The organism is Pseudomonas sp. p50(2008) (genome assembly GCF_015351605.1).
GTDB lineage: Bacteria > Pseudomonadota > Gammaproteobacteria > Pseudomonadales > Pseudomonadaceae > Aquipseudomonas.
The window spans coordinates 65249-79444 of the sequence record NZ_JACMYF010000003.1 but is presented as its reverse complement, the minus strand read 5'-3'; the positions used below and the strand labels follow the sequence as shown (position 1 = coordinate 79444).

18 protein-coding genes are annotated in these 14196 nt (G+C 58.4%); 11 read left to right on the top strand and 7 right to left on the bottom strand.

Annotated elements, in window-relative coordinates; genetic code table 11:
* Positions 1-98 precede the first annotated feature (98 nt).
* Both H7698_RS08820 and H7698_RS08815 read left to right on the top strand, forming a co-directional pair.
* Positions 99-398 carry a helix-turn-helix transcriptional regulator gene (locus H7698_RS08820; protein ID WP_162438624.1) on the top strand — a complete coding sequence of 100 codons (300 nt, stop codon included), beginning with the start codon at positions 99-101 and terminating at the stop codon, positions 396-398.
* Positions 385-741, top strand: a complete 357-nt coding sequence (locus H7698_RS08815; protein ID WP_162438625.1) for a putative holin — start codon at positions 385-387, stop codon at positions 739-741. The genes H7698_RS08820 and H7698_RS08815 overlap by 14 nt, the downstream gene beginning before the upstream one ends.
* 301 nt (positions 742-1042) lie before the next feature.
* Here the strand turns inward: H7698_RS08815 and H7698_RS08810 are convergent, their stop codons facing one another.
* Positions 1043-1468, bottom strand: coding sequence for a helix-turn-helix domain-containing protein (locus tag H7698_RS08810; RefSeq protein ID WP_162438626.1), 426 nt, complete (start codon positions 1466-1468; stop codon positions 1043-1045).
* A 300-nt stretch (positions 1469-1768) separates the two neighbouring features.
* Between H7698_RS08810 and H7698_RS08805 the strand changes: the two genes are divergently transcribed.
* The 3 genes from H7698_RS08805 (at position 1769) to H7698_RS08795 (ending at position 3759) form a co-directional block, all read left to right on the top strand.
* The gene (locus tag H7698_RS08805; protein WP_162438627.1) at positions 1769-2047 is read left to right on the top strand and encodes an ogr/Delta-like zinc finger family protein; all 279 of its coding nucleotides are present in this window, start codon (positions 1769-1771) and stop codon (positions 2045-2047) included.
* 2 nt (positions 2048-2049) lie between these two features.
* Positions 2050-2412, top strand: a complete 363-nt coding sequence (locus tag H7698_RS08800) for a hypothetical protein (protein WP_194691157.1) — start codon at positions 2050-2052, stop codon at positions 2410-2412.
* A gap of 132 nt (positions 2413-2544) precedes the next feature.
* Positions 2545-3759, top strand: a complete 1215-nt coding sequence (locus H7698_RS08795; RefSeq protein ID WP_194691156.1) for a class I SAM-dependent methyltransferase — start codon at positions 2545-2547, stop codon at positions 3757-3759.
* 45 nt (positions 3760-3804) lie between these two features.
* Here H7698_RS08795 and H7698_RS08790 read toward each other — a convergent pair whose 3' ends face one another.
* On the bottom strand, positions 3805-4722 hold the full coding sequence (locus tag H7698_RS08790) for a DMT family transporter (RefSeq protein ID WP_194691155.1): 918 nt from the start codon (positions 4720-4722) through the stop codon (positions 3805-3807).
* Positions 4723-5008: 286 nt separating this feature from the next.
* On the opposite strand from H7698_RS08790, the gene H7698_RS08785 reads away from it, so the two are divergent.
* From H7698_RS08785 to H7698_RS08775, 3 genes are all read left to right on the top strand, one after another.
* On the top strand, positions 5009-5590 hold the full coding sequence (locus H7698_RS08785) for a DJ-1/PfpI family protein (RefSeq protein ID WP_194691154.1): 582 nt from the start codon (positions 5009-5011) through the stop codon (positions 5588-5590).
* A 13-nt stretch (positions 5591-5603) separates the two neighbouring features.
* Positions 5604-5909, top strand: a complete 306-nt coding sequence (locus H7698_RS08780; protein WP_162438632.1) for a ribbon-helix-helix domain-containing protein — start codon at positions 5604-5606, stop codon at positions 5907-5909.
* A gap of 178 nt (positions 5910-6087) precedes the next feature.
* Positions 6088-6432 (top strand): YegP family protein, encoded by a 345-nt coding sequence (locus H7698_RS08775; protein WP_162438633.1) that lies wholly within the window; start codon positions 6088-6090, stop codon positions 6430-6432.
* A 130-nt stretch (positions 6433-6562) separates the two neighbouring features.
* Here H7698_RS08775 and H7698_RS08770 read toward each other — a convergent pair whose 3' ends face one another.
* Both H7698_RS08770 and H7698_RS08765 read right to left on the bottom strand, forming a co-directional pair.
* The gene (locus H7698_RS08770; RefSeq protein ID WP_194691153.1) at positions 6563-7450 is read right to left on the bottom strand and encodes a dihydrodipicolinate synthase family protein; all 888 of its coding nucleotides are present in this window, start codon (positions 7448-7450) and stop codon (positions 6563-6565) included.
* A gap of 29 nt (positions 7451-7479) precedes the next feature.
* Positions 7480-8262, bottom strand: a complete 783-nt coding sequence (locus H7698_RS08765; RefSeq protein ID WP_194691152.1) for an aldolase — start codon at positions 8260-8262, stop codon at positions 7480-7482.
* A gap of 109 nt (positions 8263-8371) precedes the next feature.
* Between H7698_RS08765 and H7698_RS08760 the strand changes: the two genes are divergently transcribed.
* Positions 8372-8914 carry a helix-turn-helix domain-containing protein gene (locus H7698_RS08760; protein WP_194691151.1) on the top strand — a complete coding sequence of 181 codons (543 nt, stop codon included), beginning with the start codon at positions 8372-8374 and terminating at the stop codon, positions 8912-8914.
* 174 nt (positions 8915-9088) lie between these two features.
* On the opposite strand, the gene H7698_RS08755 is transcribed toward H7698_RS08760, so the two are convergent.
* Entirely contained in the window at positions 9089-10108 is a 1020-nt protein-coding gene (locus H7698_RS08755; RefSeq protein WP_194691150.1) for a DUF4917 family protein, read from the bottom strand.
* A gap of 157 nt (positions 10109-10265) precedes the next feature.
* Between H7698_RS08755 and yiaY the strand changes: the two genes are divergently transcribed.
* Entirely contained in the window at positions 10266-11414 is a 1149-nt protein-coding gene (gene yiaY, locus H7698_RS08750; protein ID WP_194691149.1) for an L-threonine dehydrogenase, read from the top strand.
* On the opposite strand, the gene H7698_RS08745 is transcribed toward yiaY, so the two are convergent.
* Both H7698_RS08745 and H7698_RS08740 read right to left on the bottom strand, forming a co-directional pair.
* A complete protein-coding gene (locus H7698_RS08745; RefSeq protein WP_194691148.1) occupies positions 11411-12577 on the bottom strand; it encodes a multidrug effflux MFS transporter in 1167 nt (388 codons plus the stop codon). The two genes, yiaY and H7698_RS08745, sit on opposite strands and share 4 nt — an antisense overlap.
* 92 nt (positions 12578-12669) lie before the next feature.
* Positions 12670-13158: a DMT family transporter gene (locus H7698_RS08740; protein WP_194691147.1), complete on the bottom strand. Its 489-nt coding sequence runs from the start codon at positions 13156-13158 to the stop codon at positions 12670-12672.
* Between the two features lie 86 nt (positions 13159-13244).
* Between H7698_RS08740 and H7698_RS08735 the strand changes: the two genes are divergently transcribed.
* The gene (locus H7698_RS08735; protein WP_442966274.1) at positions 13245-14165 is read left to right on the top strand and encodes a LysR family transcriptional regulator; all 921 of its coding nucleotides are present in this window, start codon (positions 13245-13247) and stop codon (positions 14163-14165) included.
* Positions 14166-14196: the final 31 nt, after the last annotated feature.

Here is a 14196-nt window from a genome sequence, read left to right as displayed (position 1 = left end):
AACCCATCCCGTTGTTTGAGTTCCTGCTTGTCTTCAACATCTCCTTCCATTAACGAACGCCCTGCATCGGGCGTTCTGACCTGGAGGGAGGTTTTGTCATGTCTGCGAATCAACCGCTCGACCCTTTTTTATGTGCCTCGCTCAGTGGCGAAGAGCGTCCGCCCGCACAACTGACGGCGAAAGAAACCGAAGCCTTGCTGTGGTGCTTTCAAGGTAAAACGTCCTGGGAAATAGCCAGAATCCAGAACTGCTCGGAGTCGACGGTCAACTTTCATTTCACCAATATCCGCCGCAAGTTCGCCGTCAATTCACGCAGTGCGGCCTTGCTCAAAGCGATTGAGTTGGGCTTCATCAACGTCGAAAAGAGTGAATCGGGAGGCTCTGATGAGCGTCACTGATTCGGCCTATAACAGTGTCGGCGGACTGCTGCTGGGACTGGGTATCGGCACACTGCCCTCTATCGACGGTGAGGCACTCTTCGGTGCCGCGCTCGGCGCATGGCTCGTTACCACGACTCGCAGTAACTTCAAGGCCTGGCAGCGTATCGGCTCGTTATTGTTGTCGGCGGGCGTCGGCTACCTGTTCACACCTGTCGCGTTGCCGCTGGCACCTTTTCTGACCGGGGGCGTGACGGCATTTCTCTGCGCACTGATCGTCATCCCCCTCAGCATCAAGGTCATGCAATGGATTGATGGCGTCGGTATTGGCGAAATCATCCGGCACCTGAGAGGGCGAGGGTGATGAGTGGTGCAATGACGCTCCTTGTGTACATAACGGGTATTGCTCATTTGCTGAGCGCATTCAGGCTGGCCTGTTATCGGCGAGACGAAGCACGTCGTTGTTGGCGAGATGGTCTGATGATCAGTTTGTGTGGAAGCCTGTTTTGCCTGGCGGGCATGGACGTACTGCTAACGTTTACGCCCGTCAGCCCATGGCATGCAGGAATCAGTGTCCTGGCGTGCGCGCTGATTTTCCGTAGCGGCGGAAACATCATGGTGTTGTGGTATGCATTGAAGTAACGCGTGCGGGGGCTTCTATTACGTTATGTGTCGTTAACGTGTTGAAGCGCCGACAGGATAGAGGACATTTCCGCCAGCTTGAGTTCCAGATCGCGCAAGCGCGTCTTTTCTTCAAGTGCGCGTTGTATGACACAGCGATCATCGTCGTCGAGCAAGCGCCACAGCGCGAGCACTGTATTTTCACGCAGGGTGTTTTCCCGGCTGGTTTCGAGGGTGTTTACGTGTGTTTGCCGCAGCATCGGCCCTACACCCAGCAATAACCAGTCGAGAGAGATGCCCCGTGCTTGCGCCAATTCTACGCATAATGAGTATGGCGTGCTGTCGCGACCTTTCCAGCTGCTAAGGGTCTGCGGGCTAATTTTTAGCGCTGATGACAAAGAAGCATCGGTAGTTGTACCGGTAATATGCTTCAGGCGAGCCAGGACGCCTTGTGATTTTTTGCTACGCAATTTGAGCGTTTTCCTTTTGACATATGCTTTTTGAATACCTAACGTATGCACAATGAGTTGTTTTTATCTTGTGAGTAATCAATCTTCCACTATGAGTCAGAAGAACACGATGTCGAAACTTCCTAATGGTATCAGGGTAATTTCCTACGAGCTTGGCTTGTACCCACTCAGCGACTGCCCGATGCACTTTCTTGCGTCTGGCAGACGTTATTCGCATGGCCGGACCGTGCCGATCAGTGCGTCAAGCAGTATTGCGTTTGATCAGGTTGATTACCACCAGATGACCTCCGGGATTCAAGCATGAGCACCTACAAAATGGTTTGTCCGCACTGCCTGAGCCGGATGCGCATTCGAACCAGCGAAGGGCGTCATATATTCCTGCGAGTGGCTTATCTGCAATGCACGTCCGAAGCCTGCGGCTGGTCGGTGCGGGCCGAGTTCGAAATGACCCATGAATTGTCTCCGAGTGGTATGCCCAATCCCGCTGTGCGTTTGCCGTTCGCCGGGCCGGATTTGCGCAGCGCCGCCCGGCCCGTTGTGGTCAGCCCCGCGTCGTCAGAATTGCACCCGGAGTCCTGAGCATGACGGAAGTTGACGAGTATTTTGAACTGCATGAGGATTTGCTGGATATTGCCCGCTCGTTCCTGGCTCGACATCAGACCGATACATTGATCGATGACCAGGTATTGTTCTGTCGCGCCGTCAAGCACTTGCAGGATCTCGATGTGCCGATGCATTTGGCTGAAAGGCTGGTCAGTCATGCCTATGGCCTCCTCAAATCCAGCAACGACCGCCGCCGTCTGGATATGGACGCAAGCACGGAAACCATCGCGGTAATCACTGATCCGGCCAATGGCCTGACCTGGGCGGTACCGGTGGGATTGATCGTCAAATACATTATTAATTCGCCGAATAATCGCAAACTTCGCTTGGTTGAGCCCTGAAGTCAGTGATCAAACATTCAGGTCTTGGGACGGAGCGACCAGGGCCTGGAAAAATAACACCGTGCCCTAAGACTCCATCCCCCCTAAAATAACGGCCATTCCCGATCCGCATCGCCCGAGGCCGTTACTTTCATGTCTATCACCGCTACTCCTGCCAGTCTCGCGCCGGATCACCACGCTCAATTCGTTGATCTGCTGCAATCGAGCCTCGATCAGAACGCCTTCATCAAATTGGTGCTGGCCAAGTACGTGGGCCCCGAAGCGGACTTGCAGCGACTCATCGTCAAGCAGCTGACAGTCAAGGATCAGCCTTGCCTGTCCTTCGTTTATCGCTACAAAACCCGCGACATCACCAAAAACCTGCCCCTTGCCGAGGGCGTCGAGGTACTCGCCTCGCTGTTACCTGCCTCGTTCAAGAATGCACACTTGCTGTCGTTGACCGATGAAGTTCAGCTCGAATACAGCAAAAAGGGCAAAAGTTCGCTGTTCAAGAGTAAACCTCAGCAATTGCGTGAGGTGCCGTCCGCTGAGCACAACCGCGAGAAAAACCGCTTCCTTGACCTGAGTCGGCCATTCCTCGCCGATCTGGGCGTGACCAACAAGCAACATGAACTGATCCCGGCGATGTCGCGGAAATGGAAGCAGATCAACAAGTTCATCGAAGTGTTCAGCCATGCGCTGACCACCTCGCCGCTGGCATTGGACAAGCCGGTCCAAGTGGCTGATTTCGGCTCGGGCAAGGGCTATCTGACGTTCGCCATCCATGATTACCTGCGCAACACTTTGAAAGCCGAAGGCGTGGTGACTGGCGTCGAACTGCGTGAAGACATGGTCACGCTGTGCAACACCGCTGCCGAAAAACTCGAACATCCTGGGTTGGTGTTCAAGTGCGGGGATGTGCGCAGCGTCGCGCCGAGCGAGCTGGATGTGATGATTGCGCTGCATGCGTGCGACATTGCCACCGATTACGCGATCCATACCGGTATCCGCTCCGGCGCCTCGATCATCATGTGTTCGCCGTGCTGCCACAAACAGATCCGCCTGCAAATCCAGAGCCCGGCGCTGCTCAAGCCGATGCTTCAATACGGTCTGCACCTGGGCCAGCAGGCCGAGATGGTCACCGACAGTTTGCGCGCATTGTTTCTTGAGGCCTGTGGATACGAGACCAAGGTGTTCGAGTTCATCTCCCTGGACCACACCAACAAGAACAAGATGATCCTGGCGGTCAAACGTGCCGAGCCGGTGGACCCGGCTCAGTTGCTGGTGAAGATTCAGGAGCTGAAGGATTTCTACCACATCAGCGAACATTGTCTGGAAACCCTGTTGCGGGCTGACGGGTACCTCTGATCCTGCGGGGCGAGCCCGCTCGTAATGGCGACCTGACTTCAACAGTTATGTTGTATGCGATGTCCCCTTCGGGATCAGGCGTGCTCCCGCCGTTGACTGGACGGCGGTCCTGCGCCCCAGCATCACCGTCACGATCACCCCGGCGGCAAACAGCCAGGTGATCGGCTCGATGTGTTCACCAAAGAACAGCGCTGAAAAGGCGATGGTGAAGAAGATCTGCAGCAACTGGATCTGGCTGACGCGAGCAATGCCGCCCATCGCCAATCCGGCGTACCAGGCAAAAAAACCGATGAACTGCGAAAACAGCGAGACGTAGCCAAACGCCCACCAGGTCCTGGCTGATATTGCACCCTGATGCTGCAATGCCAGGTACGTTACTGGCCCGATCAGCAGCGGAGTCGACAGCACCAGTGCCCAGCAGATCACCTGCCAGCCTCCCATTTCCTTGGCCAACCGGCCGCCTTCGGCGTAACCCAACCCGCCTACGGCAATCGCGCCGAGCATCAACAAGTCCCCCGCCTGGATACTGCCGGCACCGCTGATCAGCGCGTAACCGAGCACCAGCGCACTGCCCAGGGCGGCGCAGGCCCAGAAAGCTTTCGAGGGGCGTTCGTGGGACAACCAGGCGGCATACAGCGCGACGCAAAGGGGCTGCAACCCATTGACCAGCGCGCCATGGGACGCGGGCAAGGTTTGCATCGCCCAGGCTGACAGGACCGGAAAGCCGAGGATCACGCCGGCGATCACCAGCGTCAGCCCCTTGAACTGTTTCCACGTCGGCCATTTCTCGCGGTGCCACAACAACAGCAGCGCCGCCGGAACCGCGGCGACCAGCGCTCGGCCCAGACCGTTAAGCAGCGGATGCATTTCCTGCACGACGATGCGCGTGAAGGGCAGGGTGAGGCTGAAGATCACAACGCCGAGCAGACCGAGGGCCATGCCGGTGTTTTCGCGTGAGGACATGATGGCAACCAGAATCGAAGGTGACGGGAGTCGCTTTATCTAGCCATAAACCCGTGGTTTTGGCGCTTACAGTCAGGCGCAGAAATATCCGTACAGTTGAGGGTAATCCCCTCAACGTAGGAGCTGCCGCAGGCTGCGATCTTTTGATCTTGCTTCCAAAAATCCCCCCCAAAAAAGCTGCCACCTATCCATAACAACAGCCCAACCGTAATAACCGGTTATTACCCACCCCCACAGATAAAGACTACTTTGAATGTTCCACGCATTCCCCAAAGGAGCCCTCCCCATGGCCGCTAAAAAAATTCTGATGCTGGTCGGCGATTACGTCGAGGATTACGAAGTAATGGTGCCGTTCCAGGCGCTGCTGATGGTCGGCCATACGGTGCACGCCGTTTGCCCGGACAAGACTGCAGGCCAGACGGTACGTACCGCGATCCATGACTTCGAAGGCGACCAGACCTACAGCGAAAAACCGGGTCATTTGTTTGCGCTTAACTTCGACTTCGCCAAGGTCGCGGAAGCCGACTACGACGCGCTCCTCATCCCCGGCGGTCGTGCGCCTGAGTACCTGCGCTTGAACGACAAAGTCCTTGAACTGGTACAAGCCTTCGATAAGGCCGGCAAACCGATCGCCGCCGTATGCCACGGCGCGCAACTGTTGGCGGCGGCGGGAATTCTCGAAGGTCGCGAGTGCAGCGCTTACCCGGCCTGCGCGCCGGAAGTGCGTCTGGCGGGCGGTACGTTCATCGATATCCCGGTGACGCAAGGTCACGTCCAGGGCAATCTGGCCACGGCGCCAGCCTGGCCGGCCCATCCGAGCTGGCTGGCCGGCTTCCTCGGATTGCTGGGCACCCAAATCACGCTGTAACGGGGGACATTTCATGTGCGAGCTCTACGTCAAAGCCGATCCGATTCTTTACGAATCGCGCTCCCGCTCGCTGCGCATCTGCGGGGTGGTCACCACCTTGCGCCTGGAAAACCAGTTCTGGGACATCCTCAGCGAGATCGCCGAGGCGGATGGCATGACCACCAATCACCTGATCGCCAAGCTCTATGAAGAGGTGATGGATTACCGCGGCGAAGTGGTGAATTTCGCTTCGTTCCTGCGGGTGAGTTGCACGCGGTATTTGAGCCAGCGACGGGTGCAGGCGCCGGAGTTGTCGGTGGTGCGGGCGGGGGTGAAGTAGGCTGGTTTGTCGGTGATTGTGTCGGCCTCGTCGCGAGCAGGCTCGCTCCCACCTTCAGTTTGCGTACACCGACTGTAGGAGTGAGCCTGCTCGCGATGAGGCCGGTACAGGCGACAAAAATCCCGGCCTGGTCTTTACTCTGAAGCGCGAACCCTCTTATTTGCCAAGGAGAAAGAGCATGTCTGGATGGTACGAATTGAGCAAAACCAGCAACGGTCAGTTCCGGTTTGTGCTGAAGGCGGCCAACGCTGAAACCATCCTTACCAGCGAGCACTACACCAGCCGCAGCGCCGCCGATGGAGGCATTGCTTCGGTCCAGAAAAACAGCCCGCTGGATGAGCGCTACGAGAGAAAGAGCACCAAGGACGGCCATCCCTATTTCAATCTGAAGGCCGGCAACCACGAGATCATTGGCAGCAGCGAGGCTTACTCCTCCGCCGCTGCGCTGGAGAAAGGCATCGCCAGCGTCAAGTCCTACGGACCGACGACAGTGATCAAGGACAAGACTCTGCCGGTACTTTGAGTCAGACACAACGCACCAATAGGCGCGAGCCTGTTCGCGATGACGGCGGGGCATTCAACAGAGATGTTGAATGTTATGGCCTCATCGCCAGCGGGCTCGCTCCTGCATCGGTTGTGTATTTGCCTTTGGATCAGCGCAACGCCTTCAACAACTCCTGCAACTGACCACAGCCCGCATCGCTTAGCGGGAACACCGGCAATCGCGGGTCGCCCACTTCCAGCCCTGTCGCGCGCAATCCGGCCTTGATCGTCGCGGGCAGCCCACCCTTGAGTATGAAATCCAGCAGCGGCAACTGGCGATAGAACAGGTCCCGCGCCTTGGTCAGATCGTTGGCCAGTACCGCTTCATACAGATCAAGATTGAGCTGCGGGATCACGTTCGGCGCAGCAGTACACCAGCCTTTCGCACCCGCCGCAAAAGCCTCCAGCGCCAGTGGATTGCAGCCGTTGTAGAAGGGCACCTGGCCTTCGCCCAGCAGCTGCAGTTTGTGCATGCGCTGAATATCGCCGGTGCTTTCCTTGACCATGGTCACGTTATCCACGGCATTGAAAATCCGCAGGATCAAGTCCACCGACATGTCGGTCCCGCTGGTGGCCGGGTTGTTGTAGAGCATGATCGGCAAGTCGATGCTGTCGCCGATGGCGCGATAGTGCGCAAGGATTTCCGCTTCGCTAAGTTTCCAGTAAGACGCCGGCAGCACCATCACCACATCGGCGCCGTGGGTTTGTGCATAGCGGGCACGGCGGACGGCTTTCGCAGTCGTCAGGTCGGAGACGCTAACGATGGTCGGCACGCGCTTGGCCACGTGCTTGATGCTGAACTCGCTGACTTCATCCCATTCCGCATCGCTCAGATAAGCGCCTTCGCCGGTGCTGCCCAGTGGTGCGATGGCGTGAACGCCAGCGTCGATGAGGCGATCGATGGATTGCCCGAGCGCGTCGAGATCAATGCCTTCGCCGTTGGCGGTGAATGGAGTGATGGTGTAGCCGATGATGCCGTGAATGGTGGGGGTCGACATGGTGTCTCTCCTGCAGAAAATCGGTAGGTTCAGTTCAGGCAATCGGCGTGTTGACGCAGGTTCTGCCGAGCGTAGTAGTTGAACGCGGCGCCGTGGCGCTTGGGTTTGGAAATCCAGTCGTGGGCTTCGCGTCCCAGTTCCGGAATGATCGGTTTGATTGTTCCCGCGCTCATCGCCAGCAGTTGCAGCCTGGCGGCGCGTTCGATCAATTGCGCAATGACGCAGGCCTCTTCAATGGTCGTGCCCGTGGACAACTGGCCATGGTGCGATAGCAGGATCGCCCGCTTGTCGCCAAGAGCACCGGCAATCAGCTCGCCTTCTTCATTCCCCACTGGCACACCCGGCCAGCCTTCGAGAAAGGCACAGTCGTCGTAGAGCGGGCAGAGGTCCATGTGGGAAATCTGCAGCGGCACTTCGAGCATCGACAGCGCCGCAACGTGGCTCGGATGGGTGTGAATGATGCAGTTAACGTCCGGCCGTGCGCGGTATACCCAGCTGTGAAACCGGTTGGCCGGATTGGGCATGCCGTGGCCTTCCAGTACTTCCAGGTCTTCGTTGACCAGCAGCAGGTTGCTCGCGGTGATCTCGTCGAAACCCAGGCCCAGTTGCTGGGTGTAGTAGGTGCCTGGCTGTGGGCCGCGGGCAGTGATCTGGCCAGCGAGGCCGGAATCGTGGCCATTTTCGAACAGAATACGGCAGGTCAGTGCCAGCTTTTGCCGGTCGGTCCACGTATTATCCGCCAGGGTATTTTGCATCTGTGTCAGCGCTTGCTTGACCAGTTGGTCTTTGGGTAGTGCTAATGTCCGGGCCATATCGGTGTCCTTCGTTCGGTTCATGCAAATGACACTAAATAGGCTATATGACACAAAGTGTCATTAGCAAGGACAATACGTCGCTCCCTTGATGGATTAATCGCTCTACATGTCTATCCGTTTGAAATTATTGAGAAAAAAACTTGGTGTGACGCTGGAGGCTTTGGCCGAGAAGTCCGGCATGACCAAGAGTTATCTGTCGAAGGTCGAGCGGGGCTTGAACACGCCATCGATTGCGGCTGCGTTGAAACTGGCCAAGGCGCTGAACGTGAAGGTCGAGGAGCTGTTCTCCGAAGACAGCGTCAGCCTCGACAGCTACAGCCTGGTGCGCAGCGATGAGCGCCAGTCCCTGGCCGCCAATGACCAGAGTCCCGGTTACGCCGTGCTGGCTCATCAGGTGAGTGAGCGCAGTCTGCTGCCGTTCATCATTTATCCGCCCACCGAATTCGTCGACAAGGCGTTCAAGGAGCACACCGGGGAGGAGTTTTTGTTCGTCCACGAAGGGCAGGTGGAAGTGGATTTCATGAATGAGCGGGTGCTGCTCAACCGTGGGGATGCGCTGCACTTCAATGCGCAGAAGCCTCATCGGATCCGGTCAGTGGGTGAGGTTCTGGCGCAGTTGCTGGTGGTGGTGCATAGCAGCGAAGAGTGAAGGTGATCCCTGTAGCCGCTGGCGCAGCCTGCGTTCAACTGCGAAGCAGTCGTGATTTATCGGCAGTGTGCCAGATGGACAGCGTCGTACGGATGGGCGACTGCTGCGCGGTCGAACGCAGCCTCGCAAGCTCGACTGCTGCTACGGGTACGAATCGGTGCTACAAGGATCGCTTCAGACCTCAACCGGGACCGTCAGCCTGGAACTCCCCAGCGGGTGCGTCTTGGAATCAAAAAACCGCAACTCGCTGCCCGTGCCCTCGAACACCTTCGCGTAATGCCGTTTCTGGTGCAGAACGAACGCCTTGCTGCGCGGCTTGATCGAGATGGCGACCACCTTCGGTTTCGCCTGACGCAGTGCATGAATGATGTGACTGTCCTGTTCACCCAGGGCATGACCGAAGAGGCACAGCCCCTCGTCATGACCGAGTAACTGGTCGTAGCAGAACGACAGATAGTCCGAGCTGCGAATAGTCTTGAGCTTGTCCTGCGACGGGCCTTCGTTGACGAACAGTGGTACATCGTCCAGCGTCTTGATCGTATTGTTGATCGCGAAACTGCCCAGCAAGGTGCCCTCGGTCGACATCAGCTTGCGCGCGGTGCCGTCCTGATTGCGTACCAGGTGCAACCCGCCATGCAGGTACAGCAATCGGGTTTTCTCGGTGGCTGTGCGGCTCAAATCAAAACCCGGTTCGGCGCCCTGGAACAGGTCGGTGATGGAGTCCGGCTGGTGCTGAATGGCCCAATAGTTGAGCAAGTCGTAATTGGTGGTGAACACCGTCCGGTAGCGGGCCAGTTCCTCACTGATGGTCGCCAGGGTCGCCGGCACCACCAGTCGCCAGGGGATATGCACCGCGTGCACGGTGTTGATCAGCGCTTCCTTGATCGCGTAGTAGCGATTGCGCGGCGCGGCGGAGCTGACGGCCAGGGCCTTGTTCACGCGACTGGTGGTTTTCAGTGCGCTGAGGACTTGCTCGAAGCTGCGCGTCTGCATCGCCTCGAACACGCTGAGCTCGGACTGGCTCAGGGGTTTTTCTTCGACGGTGCGGGCGTTTTCGAACAGCGAGTCGTAGCCGAAATCGTCCCACACCGCGCGGCTGGCGCCGTTGCCCAGCAGCAAGCCGCTGAACGTAGCGGTGGTGCGCAAGGCGTTCCAGTCTTCAAGTTGGGCATCAACATCCTGGAAATCGGTCATTGCGTTGGTCGTCTCGAAAGCAAAAGGTCTGATGGGCGGCGACTTTATCACGACCCGACGTTGAGCCAGATCAAGTTACCGCACCCTGGATGAGTTGATCCTGTCGGTATCCGCTGGTTCGTCTTCGCCGATCCGGCTCCCGTCAGGAGATTCGCTCATGAGCAGCACCTTTTTCATTCCCGCCGTCAACATCATGGGCATCGGCTGCCTCGAAGAAGCCATGGTCGCTATTGGCAAATACGGCTTTCGCAAGGCGCTGATCGTCACTGATACCGGGCTGGCCAAGGCCGGCGTGGCGGCGATGATCGCCGGGAAGCTGGCGGAACTGGACATCGACTCGGTGATTTTCGACGGCGCCAAGCCTAATCCGAGCATCGCCAACGTCGAGCTTGGCCTCGGTCTGCTCAAGGAAAGCCAGTGTGATTTCGTGGTGTCCCTGGGCGGTGGTTCGCCCCATGACTGCGCTAAAGGCATCGCTCTGTGCGCGACCAACGGCGGGCAGATTCGCGACTATGAAGGCGTCGATCAATCTACCCGACCGCAACTGCCGCTGATCGCCATCAACACCACCGCCGGCACCGCCAGCGAGATGACCCGCTTCTGCATCATCACCGACGAATCGCGTCACGTGAAAATGGCCATCGTCGACCGCAACGTCACGCCGCTGCTGTCGGTCAACGACCCGGCGCTGATGGTTGCCATGCCTAAAAGCCTGACGGCCGCCACCGGCATGGACGCGCTGACCCACGCTATCGAAGCCTATGTGTCCACCGCCGCCAATCCGATCACCGATGCCTGCGCGTTGAAAGCCATCACCTTGATCAGCAACAACCTGCGCCTGGCCGTGCGCGACGGCCGCGACCTGGCGGCACGGGAAAACATGGCCTACGCGCAGTTCCTAGCGGGCATGGCGTTCAACAACGCGTCACTGGGTTTCGTGCATGCCATGGCGCACCAGTTGGGTGGTTATTACGACTTGCCCCACGGTGTGTGCAACGCCGTGCTGTTGCCGCACGTGCAGAGCTTCAACGCGCTGGTCTGCGCAGATCGCCTGACCGACGTGGCCCACGCAATGGGTGCAGACACGCGCGGCTGCAGTCCGGAAGAGGGCGCGCAAGCGGCCATTACGGCCATTCGCACCCTTGCCCACGACGTGGAAATTCCCGCCGGTTTGCGCGAGCTTGGCGCCAAGCTCAACGACATCCCGATCCTCGCTACTAACGCCCTCAAGGATGCCTGCGGCCTGACCAATCCCCGGACGGCGGATCAGCGTCAGATCGAAGAGATTTTTCGCAGCGCGTTTTAAGTTGTTTTATGGCCGGGCGCGAACTTTACGCAGAGCATCGCGCCCAGCGCGAGCAAGGTACACAGCAAGGAAAGTGGCCAGGCTTGTTCGCTCGCGATCAGGCTGGCGATCGCGCCGATCACAGCGGCCATCAACTGGTGGATGAAGCCGCTGAGCGCCATCGCATACGCACCGCCGACCGGCGAGCCGTCGTTGGCCAGTGACAGGCTGATCGGGTAGTTCAACGATTGACCGAACACCGCAACGCAGTAGGGCAACCAGAACAGCAGTGCGATTGAAGTGCCCAAGAAGCTGCCCAGCAACATCACCGCACTCCCGGACAGTACCAGCCCTACACCGGCCACCATCATGCGTCGCTGGCCGGTGCGAAGCACGAAGCCATTGACTGCCAATGCCCCCAAAAAATACGCCGCGCTGATAGGCCAACCCAACAGTCCGTAATCCACCGCGGACCAGTTGAAGGGGCCTTGCAGAATCAGCGGCGCTGCCGTGTTGAACGCGATGATCACCCCATAACCGAGGCCACCGGCGAGGGCCGGCAACACGAAGGCCCGGTCACACACGATTCGCCTGTAACTCCGCCAGGCGGATGACTGGGCGCTCTCGTCGTCTCGAATGGGAAACGGGACACGCGCCACCCCCATTGCCATCAAAAGACTCACACTGCCCAGCAGATAAAAAATGGCGGACCAACCCAACGTCACCTGGATGATCGAGCCCAGGTACTGGCCTATCCCTAGCGCGACGACAAAAGAGATCGAAATCCAGGACAGCGCTTTGGCCAGCAGGTCACCGCGAAAACTGTCGCGGATCAGCACCCGGGCCATCACCGAAATGCCGCTCGCGCCAATGCCTTGAACCAGTCTTAACGCCAGGAATGATTCAAGCGTCTGGCCCAGAGGCAAGGCGAGGTTTGCCACCCCGTAAATACCCAGTGCCGCGAGCAACACCGGTTTACGCCCGATGCGTTGGCTGAGACTGCCCCAGAACAACATCGGCAGCGCCATACCGATGAGATAAACCGCCAGCCCCCACGAAACCTGCGAGGCATCGGCAGACAGATACCGGGCCATCTCCGGCAATGCCGGCAGGTAAATGCTCATGCCCAACTGGGCGAGGAAAACAGTGCTGCAGGTGACGAGGAGGGTGGTGCTGCTTTTCATGTAAAACCTTGGCACTGATCGGCAGGGATTTTGATTGCGGCAAGACTACACCCAGCGGGCGGTCCGACGCCGATAAGTCCATGAGTTTCCCCTCAACCTGCCGTCACCAGCGTCTTACCCGGACTGGCACTGAACTGGATCAGCACTACCCCGGCAATCAACAACACCGCCCCCAGCACGCGCGGCAAGGTCATCTGCCGCTCGACCAATCCGAACAACCCAAAGTGGTCGAGCACTAGCGATGCAACCACTTGTCCTGCCAGCGCCAATGCAATAAACCCCGACGCCCCCAACTTGGGCAATAGCATCAGCGCCAGCGAAATAAAGCACACCCCAAACGCACCGCCGGCCCACATCCATAACGGCGCTTTGGTGATGAATGCCAACGTTGGCAAGGGCAAGCGCATCGCCACAATCACCGGCAATAACACCGCAATGCTGACCAGTAACGACGCGAGCGTTGCCCATAACGGATGTCCGAGACCTCTGCCGAGATTGGCATTGATCGCACTCTGAAAGGGCACCACCGCCCCGGCTATCACGGCCAACAGCAGCAGGCCGGCCCAATGCAACGTCGTCATGATGAAACTCCAACAGGTTTTGCTGGACTCTAGAGTATTCGTCGCGCAGATTTAAATTCCAAATTGCTATGCAGAACATGCACCAGATGAATGATCTAAGGCGTATTGACCTTAACTTGCTGGTGATCCTTGACGCTTTGCTTATGGAGCAACACGTCACCCGCGCAGCCGAGCGCCTGCACCTCAGTCAACCGGCGGTCAGCCATGCGCTGGCGCGGCTGCGCGATCTGCTCGGCGATCCGTTACTGGTGCGCGCGGGCGCCACGCTGGTGCCAACGCCGCGGGCGCTGGAGTTGGTCACGCCCCTGGCCGAAGTGCTTGCTCAGGTGCAATCGCTGCTGGCGCCGAATACGTTCGATCCGACCACCGCCAAACGCACCTTTCGCCTGGCCATGTCCGATTACGGGGCTGCGATCGTCTTGCCGGGGCTGGTTCGAACCTTGCGGCGTGATGCACCGGGTATCGATCTGCAGATCAGCCACGCCAGTCGCGAAGGGATGCTTGATGCCGTACTGAATGGCGACATCGACATGGCGGCCGGAGTGTTTCCGGAGATACCCAACGAACTGCGCAGCACGGCGTTATTCGATGAGCATTACGTGTGCCTGGTCGACCGTAACAGCCTGCCAACCGGTGGTGAGCTGGACCTGCCGACATACCTGTCACGGCCCCACGTTCTGCTGGAAATGCGCGGCAGTGGCACACCGGAAATCGAACGGACCCTGACGGCACTGCGTGCTCGCCGGCGTGTGTCGATCAGTCTGCCACACTGGAGCGTGGCCCCTGCGTTCATCAGCGGTACAGATCTGATTCTCACGGTGGCCTCGCGCGCGGTCAGCAGCGTTGATGAGCGGTCATTGATCGTGGTGCCGCCGCCGTTCAAGATTCCCGCGTTTACCTTTGTGCTGGCGTGGCATAAACGGCGGAGCGGGGATCAGGCGTTGAATTGGTTAAAGAACGAAATCGAGCGATTAATGGTCTGTGACGTCCCGCCGGTACCCTTCTAGCTCAACAAACGCAGTAGACTCGCGAGCATTC

Bases quoted from the DNA above. Each gene is read 5' to 3' on its own strand.
- H7698_RS08820 (WP_162438624.1), top strand. From the start codon at position 99: ATGTCTGCGAATCAACCGCTCGACCCTTTTTTATGTGCCTCGCTCAGT.
- H7698_RS08815 (WP_162438625.1), top strand. From the start codon at position 385: ATGAGCGTCACTGATTCGGCCTATAACAGTGTCGGCGGACTGCTGCTG.
- H7698_RS08805 (WP_162438627.1), top strand. From the start codon at position 1,769: ATGAGCACCTACAAAATGGTTTGTCCGCACTGCCTGAGCCGGATGCGC.
- H7698_RS08800 (WP_194691157.1), top strand. From the start codon at position 2,050: ATGACGGAAGTTGACGAGTATTTTGAACTGCATGAGGATTTGCTGGAT.
- H7698_RS08795 (WP_194691156.1), top strand. From the start codon at position 2,545: ATGTCTATCACCGCTACTCCTGCCAGTCTCGCGCCGGATCACCACGCT.
- H7698_RS08790 (WP_194691155.1), bottom strand. From the start codon at position 4,722: ATGTCCTCACGCGAAAACACCGGCATGGCCCTCGGTCTGCTCGGCGTT.
- H7698_RS08785 (WP_194691154.1), top strand. From the start codon at position 5,009: ATGGCCGCTAAAAAAATTCTGATGCTGGTCGGCGATTACGTCGAGGAT.
- H7698_RS08780 (WP_162438632.1), top strand. From the start codon at position 5,604: ATGTGCGAGCTCTACGTCAAAGCCGATCCGATTCTTTACGAATCGCGC.
- H7698_RS08775 (WP_162438633.1), top strand. From the start codon at position 6,088: ATGTCTGGATGGTACGAATTGAGCAAAACCAGCAACGGTCAGTTCCGG.
- H7698_RS08770 (WP_194691153.1), bottom strand. From the start codon at position 7,450: ATGTCGACCCCCACCATTCACGGCATCATCGGCTACACCATCACTCCA.
- H7698_RS08765 (WP_194691152.1), bottom strand. From the start codon at position 8,262: ATGGCCCGGACATTAGCACTACCCAAAGACCAACTGGTCAAGCAAGCG.
- H7698_RS08760 (WP_194691151.1), top strand. From the start codon at position 8,372: ATGTCTATCCGTTTGAAATTATTGAGAAAAAAACTTGGTGTGACGCTG.
- H7698_RS08755 (WP_194691150.1), bottom strand. From the start codon at position 10,108: ATGACCGATTTCCAGGATGTTGATGCCCAACTTGAAGACTGGAACGCC.
- yiaY (WP_194691149.1), top strand. From the start codon at position 10,266: ATGAGCAGCACCTTTTTCATTCCCGCCGTCAACATCATGGGCATCGGC.
- H7698_RS08745 (WP_194691148.1), bottom strand. From the start codon at position 12,577: ATGAAAAGCAGCACCACCCTCCTCGTCACCTGCAGCACTGTTTTCCTC.
- H7698_RS08740 (WP_194691147.1), bottom strand. From the start codon at position 13,158: ATGACGACGTTGCATTGGGCCGGCCTGCTGCTGTTGGCCGTGATAGCC.
- H7698_RS08735 (WP_442966274.1), top strand. From the start codon at position 13,245: ATGAATGATCTAAGGCGTATTGACCTTAACTTGCTGGTGATCCTTGAC.